The organism is Comamonas brasiliensis, from assembly GCF_018292285.1.
Taxonomy (GTDB): Bacteria; Pseudomonadota; Gammaproteobacteria; order Burkholderiales; family Burkholderiaceae_C; genus Comamonas; species Comamonas brasiliensis.
Window position 1 is genome coordinate 154,087 of record NZ_JAANES010000005.1, and the last position, 16,312, is coordinate 170,398.

The window sequence follows — 16,312 nt, forward strand, 5'->3', positions numbered from 1 at the left end:
CAGGCCCTGGAGCGATCCGTGACGCAGTACGCCGGTCACATCATTCGGTCATGGTGCCCATGAGTGTGCTCGTGCCCATGGCGTCCAGCGGCTTGCCGTTGACCTGGAATTCACCCTTGGCATAGACGATCTCGGTGCGCATCTTGCCGTCCTTGTCTTCGAAGATGCCTTGCTCCTTGAGCATGTCCAGGCTGGCTTGAGTCTGGGCTTTGGCGGCTTCCTCGATATCTTCGGGCTTGTACTCGCTCTCGCTTTCAAACACGGCCAGCAGGCTGGAGCGCCTGCGCGAGAGCATCATGTTTTCCATGAAGGGCTTGGGCATATCGGCCTTGAGGCTGACCTTCAGGTCCTGCAGCAGCGTGCCCATCTTCTCGCCATCGCCCAGATATTGAATGGCAGCCGCGAACTCGCTTACGCCATCGGGGGTGCGCATGGACAGGCGTTTGAGTTCGATCGCCGGCTGGCGTGCCAGCGCCTGTGTCAGCGACTTGAGCATTTTCTCGCGCAGATCGCCGCTTTGCTGCTCGTCAGCGCCTTCATCGTCCCCGGCCTCGCCTGCGGCACCGAGCAGCGGGTTCTTGCGTTTGCTCATTTCCACGACCTGGTTGATCCAGTTGGCATCGACATTGTTGAACGCCATGTCCAGCACCAGGTCATCAGCCTGCTTGTCTTCGAGCTTGGCGGTCTTGATGCCGGTCTTGAGCGTCATTTCCACAACCTCGCCTTTGAGGATGGTGTCCGAATCCATGGTGATGCCCTCAAAGTGGCTGGCAGAGCTCTTGCCTTCCTCTTCCTGCTTGGTGGCGGCAATCTTGGCAATCGTCATGGCAAACGGGCCGGTCCAGAACTGCTGGCCCGGGGGCTGCTTCATGTCGAAGCGCATATCGGCCTTGTCCAGCGTCACGCTGCCTTCCTCGTCCTTGAACTGCAGGCCGGCGAAGCTGCCCGTGCCCTTGGCGGCCTTCATGTCGGCGGGCATGTCCCAGACGATCTTCATGCCGCCCCAGCTCATTTCGCTGTCCTTGATCTTGCTGCTCACGGCTGGCGATGTCATGACGTTGGAGCTGCTGCGGCCCCAGCCGACCTTGGTGTCGACTTCCAGCGGAGAGCGTCCATTGAGCGCGGTCTTCAGCTCCGGGTCCGCATTCTCTGGCAGATTGAAGCTGGTGTGAATCTCGGCGGCATGGCCCAGGGGCAGCGGGCCGTGGCTGATCTTGTGCTCGGCGGTGAATTGGACTGGCTCGTCGCCGCTGTCCAGGGTCCATACCGTTTTGGCAGTGGAAGAAAAAGCGCCGCGGTCATAGCTGGTGACCTGAATCTTCACGCCATGCTCGCTCCATTTGTCCAGGCCTTCGGTAAAGCTTTGCTGCAGCTTGCCGCCCATGTAATAGCTGGTGCCCAGTGTTCCTGCCACGATCACGGCGACGGCCGCTGCAATGCCTGCTCCTGCTTTTCTGTTCATTCTTGACCTTTGATGAAAATAAAAAATCCGCGAATGAATTGCGGATTGGTAATGTTGCGGTGAGCAGGATTTTAGAAAGAAAATAATCAAATGCTCTGAATTTCAGAACATTTTAGGAAAATGTTCATCGAGTATTGAAAATCAATACCGATGGTATTTATTTCAATATGTAACAATTATTTGGGGGCGCCATCCATTTCCCGATCGGAGAACCGAATGGCTGTTCTCGGTATAAATGCCGCAGCGGTTTGCGCCATAAAAAAAGGCCGCCAGTGAATCCTGGCAGCCTTGCTGAAACTGGCTGGAGCGTTTACTTGCCCCAGCTGTCCTTGAGTCCGGTGATCTTGTTGAACACGGGCTTGTCGCTGCGGTGATCCTTGCGGTCGGCCACAAAATAGCCAAAACGCTCGAACTGGAACTTGTCATCAGCCTGGGCGGCCTTGAGCGAAGGCTCCACATAAGCGGTGACCACCTTCAGGCTGTCGGGGTTCAGCAGGCTCAGGAAATCCTTGCCGCCGGCATCGGGTTGCGGGTCGGTGAACAGACGGTCGTACATGCGCACTTCGGCCTGCAGGCCGTCGGCCACGCCCACCCAGGTGATGGCGGCCTTGACCTTGACGCTGTCGGCGCCCGGTGTGCCGCTCTTGGTGTCGGGCACCAAGGTGGCCAGCACCTTGGTCACATTGCCGTCGGCATCCTTTTCGGCGCCCGTGCATTCGATCACATAGCCGCCCTTGAGACGGACCTTGTTGCCGGGGAACAGGCGCTTGTAGCCCTTGGGCGGCACTTCGGCAAAGTCTTCGCGCTCGATCCACACTTCACGGCCAAGGGTGAAACGGCGCTCCGGCACGGTTTCACCTTCTGCAGCGTGGGGCAGGGCGGGCAGGTGGCAGTTCTCCAGATGTTCGGCGCTGCCAAACACCTCGGCCCAGTTGCTGAGTTCTAGCTTGACCGGGTCCAGCACGACCATGGCGCGGTGGGCCTTGTTTTCCAAGTCTTCGCGCAGGCAGCCGTCCAGCGTGCCGTAGTCGATCCAGGCGTAGTCCTTGGTCACGCCGATGCGTTCGCAGAAGTTGCGAATGGACTCAGGCGTGTAGCCGCGGCGGCGCAGGCCGACCACGGTGGGCATGCGCGGGTCGTCCCAGCCGGTGACGAATTGGTTGTCCACCAGATGCTTGAGCTTGCGCTTGCTGGTGATCACATAGGTCAGGTTCAGGCGCGAGAACTCGTACTGGCGGGGCTGGGGAGCGTCGATCAGACCGCCTTCGCGCAGATGGTTCAGCAGCCAGTCATAGAAGGGGCGCTGATCCTCGAACTCCAGTGTGCAGATGGAGTGGGTGATGTGCTCGTAGGCATCCTCGATGGGGTGCGCAAAGGTATACATCGGGTAGATGCACCACTGGTTGCCGGTGTTGTGGTGCTCGGCATGGCGCACACGATAGATGGCCGGGTCGCGCAGATTGATATTGGGCGCGGTCATATCGATCTTGGCGCGCAGCACAGCGGCGCCATCGGCAAGCTTGCCGTCCTTCATGTCGGCAAAGCGCTGCAGGTTTTCGGCCACGGAGCGGTCGCGGAAGGGGCTGTTCACGCCGGGACGGGTGAAGTCGCCGCGGTTGGCCTTCATTTCGTCGGCCGATTGCTCGTCCACATAGGCCAGACCCTGCTCGATCAGGTAGACCGCGCAGCGGTACATGAAGTCGAAGTAATTGCTGGCGAAATAGAGGTTCTCGTGCCCGTCGGCATCCTTCCAGTCAAAGCCCAGCCAGCGCACGGCATCGATGATGCCGTCCACATATTCCTGATCTTCCTTTTCCGGATTGGTGTCGTCGAAGCGCAGATGGCAGACGCCGCCGAAGTCGCGTGCCAGACCGAAGTTCAGGCAAATGGACTTGGCATGACCCACGTGCAGATAGCCGTTGGGCTCTGGCGGAAAGCGGGTGCGGATCTTGGCTTCGTCGACCTGGCCGCTCTGGTGATGCTGGGCATCGCCGGGCGCGCCACCCCAGTGACGGGTGGCATAAGTGCCTTTGTCCAGATCCGATTCGATAATCTGGCGCAGGAAGTTGGTGGGCTTGACCGCTTCAGGGGCGGAGTTGTTGGATTTGGAGGCGTCAGCAGAGCTCATTGCACCATTTTAGGCCGGCTGCCATGACCTCATGTCGATCTGCGGACACTGCAGCTTTGCCTCGTGTGCATTTGGACACAATGTTTTTGAGGAACCGTGCCATCCTGACGGGACTCTGAAACGTTATATCCCCAAGGGCCGAAGGCGCTGCACAGATCTGCAGGCTTGCCCTCGGTGACTCATAAACAGAGGAGAGATTGTGATGTCCAGAACAACTTCCCCCCGCATGGCCAAGCTGCTTGCCGCTGGCTCTATCGTTGTGGCAGGCCTGATGGCTGCTGCAGGCGCCCAGGCGCATGGCGGCGTCAGCCTGTCGGTCGGCATCGGCGTGCCCGGCGTGGCTGTGGGTGTCGGCGCTCCCGTTTACGCCACGCCCTATGTGGCACCGGCTCCGGTCTATATGCCGCCACGCCCCGTCTACTATGCGCCTCCGGCACCGGTCTACTATGCGCCGCCGCCGCCCGTGTATCGTCCCGCACCCGTGATGGTCGTGCCCGGCCCGATCTACTACGGTGGCGGCCCGCGCTGGCGTGGTCATCACCATCATCACTATCGTTGATGGCATCGATGGCAGAGCCTTGAAAGACTCTGCACCACAGACGGCTGCCCAGGCAGCCGTTTTTTATGCCTGCAGGCCGGGTGCCGCGCTCGCATAATCCGGGGCAGTCCTCAAAAATCAGGAGAGTGCTTCCGTGAAAACCGTCTATGTCCTCAATGGCCCGAATCTCAATCTGCTGGGCATGCGCGAACCCGCCATCTATGGCTCGGCCACGTTGGCCGATGTCCAGAAGCTCTGCGAGGAAACTTGCCTGCGCCATGGCCTGAAGCTTGAGTTCCGCCAGAGCAACCATGAGGGCGAGCTGGTGGACTGGATTCACGAGGCAGGCCGGATGCACGCCAAGGGAGAGTTGCAGGCCCTGATCATGAACGCCGCAGCCTATACCCATACCAGTGTGGCGATTCTCGATGCCGTCAAGGGCACGGCCGTGCCACTGGTGGAACTGCACATCAGCAATGTCCATGCACGCGAAAGCTTTCGCCATCATTCCTATCTGTCGGCCACGGCGCGTGCCGTGATGTGCGGTTTTGGCGTGGCCGGTTACGGCCTGGCCATCGATGCGGTGGCGCAGTGGTGATATCGGCGGTTGAAGCAGCCTGTTCCCTGGAGCAGGTCTCGCAGGAGCTGGGTGTCGACGTACCGCCAACGATTGCCCGGCTGCAGGCCACGGCGCAGCGCGTGCAGACCCGGCTTGGAGATGCTGCCGACAGCGGCTTGATGGTCTGGCATGGCTGGCAGCCCCCGGCCGGGGTGGCGCAGCGCGGCTTGCCGCTGGTGCTGCTGCATGGCGGCAGTGGCAGCTGGACGCATTGGTTGCGCGTGATTGAGCCGCTGACCGAGGCGGGCTACAGCCTGTGGCTGGCCGATCTGCCGGGTTTTGGCGAATCCGATGGCGTGCCCGGCGGCATGGATGTGGACACCATGCTGGAGCCTCTGGCCTGTGGCATCCGGCAACTGCTGGGCAATGCCGATATGGGGCCGGTCTGCGATCTGGTCGGCTTTTCCTTTGGCGGCATGACCGCCGGTCTGCTGGCCGCCGAGCATCCGGAGCTGGCCCGCAGGCTGGTGGTGGTAGGCGCTCCCGGCATGGGAATGACCGAAGGCCGCAGCGTGCGCCTGCTGGGCTGGCGCCACCTGCAGGGGCAGGAGGCACAGATGCAGGCCCATCGCCACAATATCGCGGCCCTCATGCTGCATGACGCGGCGCTGATCGATGAGGAAACGCTGGCGCTGCATGCGCTCAATGTGGCTCGTGACCGGCTGCCGCGCAGACGGCTGTCGCGCACCGATGTGCTGGCCCGGGCTCTGACCCGTATCAAAGTGCCGGTGGCGGCGATCTATGGTGAGCATGACCCTCTGTATGCGGGCTGCCTGGCCGAGCTGCAACTGCTGATGCAGCGCCAGTGCGGGGGGGCGCTGGACTGGCATGTGATGCGGAATGTCGGCCATTGGGTGCAGCACGAGGATCCGGCCACCTTCTGCGCCGCGCTGCAGGAGGCTCTGTCGTGAGCAATGCCGCCGTCTTCGAGCTGACCGAGGCCGATGTGCAATGGAGCGCCGTGCGCGCTCAAGGCCCGGGCGGCCAGAATGTGAACAAGGTGGCCAGCGCCGTACATCTGCGCTTTGATGTCCGGGCCTCGCGTCTGCCGCCCGATGTGCAGCAGCGCTTGCTGGCTTTGGGCGATTCGCGCATCACCACCGATGGGGTGGTGGTCATCAAGGCGCAAAAATACCGCACCCAGGAGCACAACCTGTGGGATGGGCTGCAGCGCCTCAATGCGCTGGTGGCCATGGTTGCCAGGCCGCCGCGCCCGCGCAAGCCCACCAAGCCGACCTGGGGCTCGCAGCAAAGGCGCTTGCAGGGTAAAAGCCTGCGCGCCGGCATCAAGGCATTGCGCGGGCGGGTGCATGACTGAGCTTGTGTAGCGGCAAAGCCACGCTCAGGTCAGTCAACTGTATCAAAAGGCATGCGCGTACTCTGTCGGGCCGAGTGCGGATCGGTCAGTCGGCTGCGGGTCTGCGCTATATTGTTTTGATAGCTGCAGTCGCAGAATGCAAAAGCGCTACAGCCTGTTTCCCATCAAATTCCGTGCTGCCTTCGGGAGTTGTCCATGAGCACATTGCCTTTGACTTATCTGGAGCGGCCCGCGCAGCTTGACGCCGGCCGGCCTGCCTGGCTGCTGGTGCTCATGCATGGCGTGGGCAGCAATGAGCAGGATCTGTTCGGCCTGGTGCCCTATGTGCCGCCGCAATTTCATGTGCTCAGTCTGCGTGCGCCCTTTGCCATGGGCATGGGCGCTTATGCCTGGTTTCAGTTCACTGTGGATGCCGATGGCACGCGCCATATCAATGTGCCGCAGGAGCAGCAGGCGCGTATCTTGCTGCAGCAGACGGTGGAGCAGGCCGCGCAGCAACTGGACATCCCGCCCGAGCGGGTGGTGCTGGGAGGTTTCAGCCAGGGCGGCATCATGAGTCTGAGCCAGTTGCTGACCCAGCCCCAGACCTTGCGTGCCGCACTGGTCTGGCACAGCCGTCTATTGCCCGAGATCGCGTCGCTGCACGCGCCCGCTGCCGCATTCGAGGGCAAGTCGGCCTGGGTCAGCCACGGCACTTATGACAATGTGATTCCGCTGACCAGCGCCCATGCCGTGCGTGATCGCCTGGCCTCCTTGCCCTTGCAGCTGAGCTATCACGAGTATCCAGGCGCCCATGAGATCCGGCCCGAGGAACTGCGCGCCAGCATGCAGTGGCTGCAGGATCTGACGCAGTCAGTGGAGGACGTCGGCGGCGAGGGCGATCAGTGACCGGCGGTCTTTGAAAACAGATTGATCACCAGCACGCCGCCCACAATCATGGCCATGCCGGCCAGGGCGGGGGCATCGAGCTTCTGGCCCTGCCAGAAATAGGCAACGGCTGAGACCAGCACGATGCCCACGCCGGACCAGATCGCATAAGCCACGCCTGTGGGAACGGTGCGCAGCGTCAGCGACAGCAGATAGAACGAAATCGCATAGCCCACCAGGGCAACAGCAGTGGGGCCGAGCCTGGAGAAGCCTTCCGACCTGGCGAGGAAGGAGGTAGCAATCACCTCGCAGATGATGGCCAGGCCCAGATACAGGTAATTTGTCATGCCGGGCACTTTAGTGCGGCTGGGGCCGGGCTGTTTCCAGGCTGGTTCCAAGACCCCGAACCGCTTCTGGCCGTTATTGCCAAAATCCGGCAGCTGTGCGCACCTCGCCGAAGGCAATACGCCCGGTTTGCCGCACTTGATCAGATGGCGGGGTAGTCGCCTGTGCCCTCGGGCCAGGGGGTCAGCACCTCAAACCCGGTCTCCGTCACTAGCACCATATGCTCCCACTGGGCGGACAGCGATTTGTCGTTGGTGATCACGGTCCAGCCGTCAGACAGTTCGCGTGTGGCGGCCTTGCCGGCGTTGAGCATGGGTTCGATGGTGAAGATCATGCCGGGCTGCAGCACCAGTCCCTGGCCGGGCGTGCCGTAGTGCAGCACCTGAGGTTCGTCGTGATAGACCTTGCCGATGCCGTGACCGCAGTACTCGCGCACGATGGAGAAGCGCTCACGCTGGGCCACGGTCTGGATGGCATGGCCCACATCGCCCAGCGTGGCTCCGGGTTTGACCGCGCGGATGCCGGCCACCAGGGCTTCATAGGTGGTGTTGACCAGGCGCCTGGCCAGATTGCTGGGCTGGCCCACGTAGTACATGCGGCTGGTGTCGCCGATCCAGCCTTCGGGCGTGGTCACTGCGACGTCGACATTGACGATGTCTCCGTCCTTGAGGACCTGCTTGGCATCGGGGATGCCATGGCAGACCACGTGGTTGACGGAGGTGCACACGGTCTTGGGGAAGCCGTAATAGCCCACATTGGTGGGCGTGCATTTCAGCTCGTTGACGATGTAGTCGTGACAGATCTTGTCCAGCTCCTCGGTGCTTACGCCGGGCTGCACATGAGGCGTGAGCATGGCCAGCACCTTGGCCGCCAGGCCGCCTGCCTTGCGCGAGAGGTAGATGTCGGTCGCGTCATGAATGGGCACGACTTTCTGCTTGCCGCGCTTCATTGCATGCCTCCCACCAGGCGCACTGGACGAGGGCGGCGCACGACGGCGTCGGCTTCATGCGCACTGACAGGCTGCAGCTCGCGCTCGGCTTGTTGCAGCAGCAGGGCGCAGATGCCTTCGTAATTGAGCTGGGGGTGATGCTCGGCCAACTGGCCTACACGCAGCCAGTGCTCGGCCTGGGCATTGATGGAGCGGCCGAGGGCCGCGCTGGAGACACGAATCTGGTCGTGCAACTGGTCTGAAATTTTGACGATTCCCATGGTCGAGCATCATAAGGTCTGTATACGTTTCGTATATTGACAAACGCAAATTGCATGGTTGGAGCAGCGGTTTTGCCGTTGCTTGACAAGCGCTGTTCGTCGAATGGAGCTTTAAGGCCACGTCGTACGACATGGCGCTCAAGAAGTTGATAGCGCTCCACGCTTGATTGGCATTGCTTGCAGCCAGAGCTATTCAGAAAATTGAAAGCTTTCAAGGCAGACCTTGCATTCGTACAGCTCAAGTCTTATAAAAGATATATATCATTAGTATTTGCCTTGTCCATATTGAGTTTCCTGCTATAAAAATTGAAGAACAATCAATGCGTGCCAGATATCTTGGGATGTTCTGGCGTCCGGTCACAACAGACGCAGAGTCAGGGTCGTTCATGGAAAACGCAGTCAATCAAGCAGAACAGGGCGAGCAGCCCGTCATCGAATCCCGGGAGCAGCAAGCTCGAAAGCCACAGCCTCCACGCGATGGAAATGGGGCCCGCATCGTGGTCGTGGGCGGTGGCGTGGCGGGGCTGGAAGTGGCCACGGCCCTGGGCAAGCTCAAGAGCGAAAGCATCGACACGGTGACGCTGGTGGACAGCGACTCCGCACATGTCTGGAAGCCCATGCTGCACACGATTGCCGCCGGCACCCGTGATCTGGCCCAGCAGCAGACCACTTATCTTGCCCAGGCCACCGATGCCGACTTTGCCTACCAGCCCGGCGAGATGTGCGGCCTGGACCGTGAGGCACGCGAGATTCTGCTGGCCCCCATCTATGCCCCCGATGGCCGCGAACTGGTAGCGGGTCGGCGTCTTGCCTATGACAAGCTGGTGATTGCGGTGGGCAGCGGCGCCAACGACTTCGGCACGCCCGGCGTGCATGAGCATTGCTTCATGATCGACTCGCGGCGCAAGGCCGATGCCTTCAACCAGGAAATCCGGCTGCGCATGGTGCGCTGCATGACCAGCGGGGAGCAGTTGCAGGTTGCCATCGTGGGCGGCGGTGCCACGGGGGTTGAGCTGGCGGCAGAGCTTGTCCAGCTTGCAGAAAGTGCCACGGCCTACGGCGCATTGGGTGAGGCGGCCAAGTTCCGCATCGTGCTGATAGAGGCAGGCTCGCGCTTGCTGCCCAGCTTTCCTGAAGAAATCTCCGAAGCCACGCGAGTGCGGCTGCAGGCCCTGGGCGTTTCCGTGATCGTCGGTGGCCGCGTCAGCCGTGCGACCGAGCAGGGTTTCGAGCTGGCCAATGGCGAGTTGATTCCCGCCAGCCTGCGTGTCTGGGCAGCCGGGGTCAAGGCGCCGGAATTCCTGATGCAACTGGGTTTGCAGACCACGCGCAGCAATCAGCTGCTGGTCAATGACGAGATGCAGACCAGCGACCCCGATATCTATGCCCTGGGCGACTGTGCCAGCTATACCTTGCCGGGCAAGCAGGAGGCCCTGCCTCCCACAGCCCAGGTGGCCCACCAGCAGGCCCGCTATCTGATCGAGACCCTGCCTCATGTGCTGGAGCGTCCCGGTGCCAAACCCGTAGGCTTTGCCTACCGCGACTTTGGCGCCCTGGTGTCCCTCGCGCATTACGACGCCTATGGCTCGCTGGGAAAGTTCGGCCTGTTCAATGGCGGCGTGATCCGTGGCCGCATGGCCATGCTCAGCCACATCATGCTGTACCGCTCGCACCAGGCGCGGCTCTACGGCTTCTGGCGCGGTGGCCTGCTGTGGCTGATCGACCTGATGAATGCGCGGCTGCGCCCCTCCATCCGTCTGGACTGAGCTACAAAAGCCCTTCGATGGGCAGCCAGCTCAGCACCCGCACCATGAAGCGTTGCCACCAGCTGGTGCCGGGGTCCGCACTGAAAACCTGGGTTTCATGGGGCGGCTGCGGATTCTGGCCCGTCCAGCTCAGCCTGCCCTGCGCGTCCAGCTGCACCTTGTAGGCCATGCGCGGCAGATGCTGATCCAGGCTGGTGCTGACCTGCTGGCTCAGAGCCGGGTCTTGGATGACCACGCCCATTTCGGTATTGAGCACGGCCGAGCGCGGATCGAAGTTGAAGGAGCCGACAAAGAGCTGCTTGCCGTCGACGGCGAAGGTTTTGGCATGCAGGCTGGCGCCGGAGCTGCCCGTGGTGGCAGAGCTGCCGCTCAGCGCGGCAGGTGACGGTGCTTCGCGCTTGGGAGTCTTTTCGGCAGGCTCGCTCTTTGGCGTCTTGTCCGGCCCGGTAGCTGCGGGCTGGCTGCGCAGATCGATCTGGCGGCGCATCTCGTAGAGTTCCACGCCCATCTTCAGCAGCGGCTTGCGATATTTCTCGTAGCCTGCGTGCACCACGGCCACATCGGTCGCCTCCAGGCTGTTGGTCAGAATGCGCACCCGCACCCCTTGCTGGCGCAGGAGTCCAAAGGCGTCGACCCCAGCCTGGGTGGGCACGAAATAGGGCGACACCACTTCCAGCAACTGCTGCGGCTTGCCAATCACCGGCTGGAGCTGGGACAGCAGCAAGTCCTCGGGCGCTGCTTCGCGCAGGACCTTGGCCGGGTCGTCGCTGACCAGGGAGGTCTCGGCCCATTGCAGCGGCAGTCGACCCGCCAGCAAGTCGGTGCTGAAGCGGCTGCGGCCCACGGCCTGCACATAGGATTGGGACTCCGGGCGGTTCACATCGGCGTGCAGGCCTGCATAGACTTTGTCCACGGCCTGCTGCGGCATGGCGGGCAGCAGGCTGGCTACCGGGTAGGCGGAGGGGCTGTTCCAGTAACGGTCGAATTCCGCTGCCACCTCACTGACCACCGAGCCCGTGGCCACCACATCGAGGTCGGCGAACAGCACGCCATCGGAGGCAGCAAAGTACTCGTCACCGATATTGCGTCCGCCCACGATGGTGGCGGCGGAGTCGGCCGTGTAGCTCTTGTTGTGCATGCGCCGCTGGGTGCGCGCGAAGTCCGTCACATAGCCGATCACCTTGGGTGTACGCAAAGCGAAAGGGTTGAACAGCCTCACCTCGATCAGCGGATGCTGGTCCAGGGCTGCCAGCATGGCGTCCATGCCGCCGGTGCCGCCATCGTCCAGCAGCAGGCGCACACGCACGCCGCGGTCTGCCGCAAGCAGCAGCTCGTCGAGCAGCAAATGGCCCGTGGTGTCGTTGCGCCAGATGTAGTACTGCACATCGAGGGTGCGCTGCGCGGCTCGGGCCAGCAGGGCGCGGGCAGCATAGGCGTCATGGGCATCGGCCAGCATGTGAATGCCGCTTTGCCCCGGATGCGCCTGCTGCAGCGGCTCGAGAGCCTGGCCGAGCCGGGTTTGCAGGGCCTGTTCGGCACTCAGCGCCTGTGTGGCAGTGCGATCCGGCATGGGCGGCAGGCCGCAGCCTGCGAGCAATCCCGCAATCAACAGGGTTGCCGCCGTGCCGCGCCACAGGGGAATTTCGGGTCTCGAGGCCTGTGTGTTTTGCATGACCCGAGTATGCCGCAGCGCATCAGGCGATCTTCACAGGGCCGGGGCGGCGATCTTCCACCACAAAGCGTGCCAGCGTATAGAGGCTGCTGTCGGCCTGGAGCGGGTTGCTCACGGCGCGCAGCTCGGTGCTCATGGACTGCGGCGTGATCTCCATGAGGCTGTAGCCGCGCTCCTCGCAGCGTGCGAAAACCACCTGGGGGTTGTGGGCCACGATGGCATCTACCCTGGCCTGCGTCGTGCCGCTGTGCGAGCTGATGGAGGTGCCGCAGAATTCGCTGGCGATCACCGGATTGGCCTTGTCCGGAGCCTGATCGGCCTGGGTTGCAATGGCGCAGACATAGTTCTGGTGAATGTCTCCACCGAGCAGCACGCTGTTGCGCGGCTGGCTCTCGGCAATCTGGCGCACCAGGCGTTGGCGGGCCTGAGGGTAGCCGTCCCAGCTGTCGGTCGATTGCCGGCCATTGGGATGCTTGCGGGCCGCGAACAAGGTGGTCTGCACCACGGTGCTCCAGCGGGTGGCCTCGGCCCTCTGGCGAGCATCGTCCTGCAGCCGCCGGGCCAGCCAGCGCTCCTGATCCCAGCCCAGGAAGCTGCGTGCCGGATCTTGCAGGGCAGGGCATTCGGCTGGGTCCACGGTGCCAGTGCTGGCCTTGCCCTCGGGGCGGCAGGCCTGCAGATCGCGGTACTGGCGGCCGTCCAGCAGATGCAGTCTGGCCAGCTTGCCCCACTGCAGGCTGCGGTACAGCGCCAGGCCTTGAAAGTTGCGCTGCAATGCGCTGTCACGCAGCGGCATGTTTTCATAAAAAGCCTGCCAGGCTGCCATGCGCCTTGCTAAAAAGTGAGCGCTGTCACCGCGTCCGTACTGGGCGACATAGTCGTTTTCAACCTCATGATCGTCCCAGATGACGGACCAGTTGCACGCGGCATGGGCGGCCTGCAGATGGGGGTCGCTCTTGTGCAGTGCATAGCGGTCGCGGTAGTCCTGCAAGGTCTGGGCAGTACGCAGCGGCTGCGCACGCGCCAGTCCATCGGGCTTGGCCGGTTGCGCATATTCATAGATGTAGTCGCCGAGAAACAGCACCAGATCGGGCGAGGCCTGCGCGGCATCGGCCCAGGCGCTGTAGAAGCCATGCTCCCAGCGTTGGCAGGAGGCCACGGCCAGGCGCAGCTTGCGCACATCGGCTCCGGCCGCCGGGGCGGTGCGGCAGCGTGCGGTGGTGCTGAAGGCGTTGCCACAGCGGAAGCGGTAGAAATACCAGCGGTCAGGGCTCAGGCCGTTGACCTGCACATGGACGGCATGGCCGCATTCGGCCCTGGCCTGGGTCTGCCCATGGGCCACGGTCTGGCGGAACTGGGCATCATGGGCCACTTCCCAATGCACGGTCTGTGCTGCCAGGTCTGGAGCGGCCGCTGTGCCCAGATAGTCCAGAGGTGCTGTCAGCCGGGTCCAGATCAGGATGTTGTCGGGCTCCGGGTCGCCGCTGGCCACCCCCAGGGTGAACGGGTTGTGGGCCAGCGATTCCGTGGCACGGGCCCAGGCAGGCAGGGCGCCCACGGCCGTGGCAAGGCTGGAGGCAATCAGAAAGCGCCGGCGCTCCGGCACGGGCGTGTATAGACGAGAAAACATGGCGATGCTGTGGTGTGGGGTTTTTGTAGCCAGTGGCTGGAAGTATCTCCCCGACTCCACAGGCATCGCCGCGGTTTACCGCAGCTTTACGCGTTGACCAGCACCAGCTTTCCCTGTACCTGGCGCGAGCCCATGCGCTCATAGGCGGCGAAGAGCTCGCTCATGGGCATGGTGCGGTCGATCACGGGCTTGATCCTGCCCTGGGCCCACCATTGAGACAGCTCCTGCATCATGGCTGCATTGTTCTGAGGCTCGCGCTTGGCGAAGTCACCCCAGAACACGCCGACCAGGGAAGCGCCCTTGAGCAGAGGCAGGTTCAGCGGCAGCGAGGGGATGGGGCCGGAGGCAAAGCCGATGATCAGATAGCGGCCGCGCCAGGCAATGGAGCGGAAGGCCGGCTCGGCAAACTCGCCGCCCACGGGATCGTAGATCACGTCGGGACCCTTGCCGTCGGTCGCGGCCTTGATGGCTTCCCGCAGATCACCCTGGCTGTAGTTGATGGTGACGTCCGCACCTTGCGCCTTGCACAGCGCACATTTCTCGTCGGTGGAGGCCGCTGCAATCACCCGTGCGCCGGCCGCCTTGGCGATCTGTATGGCTGCCGTGCCAACGCCGCCCGCGGCGCCCAGCACGAGCACGGTCTCGCCGGCCTTGAGCTGACCGCGGTCGATCAGCGCATGGTGGGAGGTGGCATAGGTCATGATGAAGGCGGCGGCATCGACAAAGGGGAAGTCGACCGGAAGCGGCATGCACATGGCGGCTGGTGCCAGCGTATGCGTGGCGAACCCGCCCGTGCCCGAAAGACAGGCCACATGCTGGCCCACCTTGAGATGTTTGACGCCTTCGCCCACGGCCTGCACCACGCCGGCATATTCCGAGCCCGGCACAAAGGGCAGGGCCGGCTTGATTTGGTATTTGTTCTGCACGATCAGCAGATCGGGAAAGTTCAGGCTGGCTGCCTTGACTTCCAGCAGCACCTGGCCCGGGCCTGGCTGTGGTGTGGGCTGCTCGGTCCATTTCAGGGTCTCGACGCCGGTGGGGGTGGTGCAAAGCCATGCGTGCATATCTTGTCTCCTGATCTTCTTGAGGTGAGATTGGGGGGAATCGGCTCGCAGATGATAGAAGTGTGGTGCGAATGCCGCGTGTCTCTGTCGTGACCTTGGAGCCGCCTACAATCCGCCTCATCCATGAAGATTCTTATTTGCAATGACGACGGCTTCCAGGCCCCAGGCATCGTGGCTTTGCACGATGCGCTGCGCACCGTGGCAGACGTCGAAGTGGTGGCGCCCGAGCACAACAACAGCGCCAAGTCCAATGCGTTGACGCTGAACGCGCCGCTGTATGTGCACCAGGCCTATAACGGCTTTCGCTACGTGAACGGCACGCCTGCAGACTGCGTGCATATCGCGCTGACCGGCTTGCTGGGCTACCGGCCCGATCTGGTGGTCTCGGGCATCAACAACGGCGCCAACATGGGCGACGACACGATTTACTCGGGCACCGTGGGGGCGGCCATGGAAGGCTATCTGTTCGGCATTCCGTCGATTGCCTTCTCGCAGGTGGACAAAGGCTGGGCCGAGCTCGAAGCAGCGGCCGCCACGGCGCGTCAGATGGTCCAGGAGATGCAGTCCCAGCAACTGATTGGTGTCTTGCCGTGGCTGCTCAATGTGAACATTCCCAATATGCCGCTGGATGCACTCAAAAGCGTCAAGCTGTGCCGCCTGGGGCGCCGCCATGCGGCCGAGCAGGCCATTCAACAGCAAAGTCCGCGCGGCGAGACCATGTACTGGATCGGCAGCGCCGGCGCTGCCAAGGATGATTCCGAAGGCACGGATTTTCATGCCACGGCCCATGGCCATGTGTCCATGACGCCGCTCAAGGTCGATCTCACCGATCATGAAAACCTGGGCTACTGGGCGCAGACAGCCAGCAAGCTGGCGGGTTCGTCCACACCACCAACGGCGGCATCGTGAGCGAGCGTCGTCCGCCTCAGGTGCCGGGCTGGATTGCACGTTCCGTGCAGACAGGCACCAGTGCGGCGCGGCCGCCCGTTGCCCCCAAACCCATCAATCCCTTGCGTGTGGCCGCTTCGCCCGTGGGGGTGGGGCTGGATTCCTCCACGGTGCGCTCCCGCATGGCCCAGCGCATCGGTGCGGCCGGCGTCAGCAATCCCGCCGTGCTGCAGGCCATGGCCACGGTGGAGCGCCACCGCTTTGTCGACAGTGCTCTGGTCAACCAGGCCTATGAAGACACCAGTCTGCCTATCGGCCTGGGTCAGACCATCTCCAAGCCCAGCATCGTGGCCCGCATGATCGAGCTGCTGCTCGACTCCGATGCGGCCCGCAACGGGCAAGGGCGCGTGCTGGAAATCGGCACCGGTTGTGGCTATCAGGCCGCGGTGCTGTCCATGCTCACCAAAGAGGTTTATTCGATAGAGCGGCTGCGTGGCCTGCACGAGAAGGCACGCAGCCATCTGCGTCCCATGCGCCTGTCCAATGTGCATCTGATCCTCGGAGACGGCATGGTGGGTTTTGCCAGTGGCGCGCCCTATGCGGGCATCATCTCCGCTGCCGGCGGTGACGTGGTGCCGCAGGAGTGGTGCGACCAGCTGGCTGTGGGCGGACGTCTGGTGGCTCCGGTAGTGGTTGGCGCCGGTAAGCAGGCACTGTTGGTGATTGACAAGAGTTCACACGGTTTTACTCAGACAGTTTTGGAAGCAGTCAACTTTGTCCCTCTAAAATCGGGGATCGCCTAGAAG

General features: G+C 62.7%; 16 protein-coding genes. 8 read left to right on the top strand and 8 right to left on the bottom strand.

Annotation, left to right across the window (positions count from 1 at the left end):
* Nucleotides 1-40: 40 nt before the first annotated feature.
* Together DJFAAGMI_RS19835 and DJFAAGMI_RS19840 are read right to left on the bottom strand one after the other, a co-directional pair.
* Entirely contained in the window at nucleotides 41-1,462 is a 1,422-nt protein-coding gene (locus DJFAAGMI_RS19835) for a YdgA family protein (RefSeq protein ID WP_211458600.1), read from the bottom strand.
* Nucleotides 1,463-1,772: 310 nt separating this feature from the next.
* Nucleotides 1,773-3,590: a glutamine--tRNA ligase/YqeY domain fusion protein gene (locus tag DJFAAGMI_RS19840; RefSeq protein WP_211458601.1), complete on the bottom strand. Its 1,818-nt coding sequence runs from the start codon at nucleotides 3,588-3,590 to the stop codon at nucleotides 1,773-1,775.
* Nucleotides 3,591-3,816: 226 nt separating this feature from the next.
* Here DJFAAGMI_RS19840 and DJFAAGMI_RS19845 point away from each other — a divergent pair, with 226 nt between their 5' ends.
* From DJFAAGMI_RS19845 to DJFAAGMI_RS19865, 5 genes are all read left to right on the top strand, one after another.
* Complete coding sequence (locus tag DJFAAGMI_RS19845) at nucleotides 3,817-4,149, top strand: hypothetical protein (RefSeq protein WP_043005464.1); 333 nt, start codon at nucleotides 3,817-3,819, stop codon at nucleotides 4,147-4,149.
* A 133-nt stretch (nucleotides 4,150-4,282) separates the two neighbouring features.
* Complete coding sequence (gene aroQ / locus DJFAAGMI_RS19850) at nucleotides 4,283-4,726, top strand: type II 3-dehydroquinate dehydratase (RefSeq protein ID WP_211458602.1); 444 nt, start codon at nucleotides 4,283-4,285, stop codon at nucleotides 4,724-4,726.
* Nucleotides 4,720-5,658: an alpha/beta fold hydrolase gene (locus DJFAAGMI_RS19855; RefSeq protein ID WP_211458603.1), complete on the top strand. Its 939-nt coding sequence runs from the start codon at nucleotides 4,720-4,722 to the stop codon at nucleotides 5,656-5,658. The genes aroQ and DJFAAGMI_RS19855 overlap by 7 nt, the downstream gene beginning before the upstream one ends.
* On the top strand, nucleotides 5,655-6,065 hold the full coding sequence (gene arfB, locus DJFAAGMI_RS19860) for an alternative ribosome rescue aminoacyl-tRNA hydrolase ArfB (protein ID WP_087081805.1): 411 nt from the start codon (nucleotides 5,655-5,657) through the stop codon (nucleotides 6,063-6,065). The genes DJFAAGMI_RS19855 and arfB overlap by 4 nt, the downstream gene beginning before the upstream one ends.
* Before the next feature lie 195 nt (nucleotides 6,066-6,260).
* Nucleotides 6,261-6,953: an alpha/beta hydrolase gene (locus DJFAAGMI_RS19865; protein ID WP_211458604.1), complete on the top strand. Its 693-nt coding sequence runs from the start codon at nucleotides 6,261-6,263 to the stop codon at nucleotides 6,951-6,953.
* Here DJFAAGMI_RS19865 and DJFAAGMI_RS19870 read toward each other — a convergent pair.
* From DJFAAGMI_RS19870 to DJFAAGMI_RS19880, 3 genes are all read right to left on the bottom strand, one after another.
* Nucleotides 6,947-7,279 (bottom strand): SMR family transporter, encoded by a 333-nt coding sequence (locus DJFAAGMI_RS19870; RefSeq protein ID WP_003063858.1) that lies wholly within the window; start codon nucleotides 7,277-7,279, stop codon nucleotides 6,947-6,949. The two genes, DJFAAGMI_RS19865 and DJFAAGMI_RS19870, sit on opposite strands and share 7 nt — an antisense overlap.
* A gap of 140 nt (nucleotides 7,280-7,419) precedes the next feature.
* On the bottom strand, nucleotides 7,420-8,226 hold the full coding sequence (gene map, locus DJFAAGMI_RS19875; protein ID WP_211458605.1) for a type I methionyl aminopeptidase: 807 nt from the start codon (nucleotides 8,224-8,226) through the stop codon (nucleotides 7,420-7,422).
* A complete protein-coding gene (locus tag DJFAAGMI_RS19880; RefSeq protein WP_211458606.1) occupies nucleotides 8,223-8,486 on the bottom strand; it encodes a ParD-like family protein in 264 nt (87 codons plus the stop codon). The genes map and DJFAAGMI_RS19880 overlap by 4 nt, the downstream gene beginning before the upstream one ends.
* Nucleotides 8,487-8,872: 386 nt before the next feature.
* Here DJFAAGMI_RS19880 and DJFAAGMI_RS19885 point away from each other — a divergent pair, with 386 nt between their 5' ends.
* Nucleotides 8,873-10,252, top strand: coding sequence for an NAD(P)/FAD-dependent oxidoreductase (locus DJFAAGMI_RS19885; protein ID WP_211458608.1), 1,380 nt, complete (start codon nucleotides 8,873-8,875; stop codon nucleotides 10,250-10,252).
* A gap of 1 nt (nucleotide 10,253) precedes the next feature.
* Here the strand turns inward: DJFAAGMI_RS19885 and DJFAAGMI_RS19890 are convergent, their stop codons facing one another.
* The 3 genes from DJFAAGMI_RS19890 to DJFAAGMI_RS19900 all read right to left on the bottom strand — a co-directional run bounded on the left by DJFAAGMI_RS19890 (nucleotide 10,254) and on the right by DJFAAGMI_RS19900 (nucleotide 14,618).
* A complete protein-coding gene (locus tag DJFAAGMI_RS19890; RefSeq protein WP_211458610.1) occupies nucleotides 10,254-11,924 on the bottom strand; it encodes a phospholipase D family protein in 1,671 nt (556 codons plus the stop codon).
* Nucleotides 11,925-11,946: 22 nt separating this feature from the next.
* The gene (locus tag DJFAAGMI_RS19895; protein WP_211458613.1) at nucleotides 11,947-13,554 is read right to left on the bottom strand and encodes an alkaline phosphatase D family protein; all 1,608 of its coding nucleotides are present in this window, start codon (nucleotides 13,552-13,554) and stop codon (nucleotides 11,947-11,949) included.
* Nucleotides 13,555-13,640: 86 nt separating this feature from the next.
* Complete coding sequence (locus DJFAAGMI_RS19900; protein ID WP_043005454.1) at nucleotides 13,641-14,618, bottom strand: NADPH:quinone oxidoreductase family protein; 978 nt, start codon at nucleotides 14,616-14,618, stop codon at nucleotides 13,641-13,643.
* 123 nt (nucleotides 14,619-14,741) lie between these two features.
* Between DJFAAGMI_RS19900 and surE the strand changes: the two genes are divergently transcribed.
* Nucleotides 14,742-15,527, top strand: a complete 786-nt coding sequence (gene surE, locus DJFAAGMI_RS19905; protein WP_167008387.1) for a 5'/3'-nucleotidase SurE — start codon at nucleotides 14,742-14,744, stop codon at nucleotides 15,525-15,527.
* Nucleotides 15,524-16,309, top strand: a complete 786-nt coding sequence (locus DJFAAGMI_RS19910) for a protein-L-isoaspartate(D-aspartate) O-methyltransferase (RefSeq protein WP_034376608.1) — start codon at nucleotides 15,524-15,526, stop codon at nucleotides 16,307-16,309. Before surE ends, DJFAAGMI_RS19910 begins: the two co-directional genes overlap by 4 nt.
* The last annotated feature ends 3 nt before the right edge of the window (nucleotides 16,310-16,312 follow it).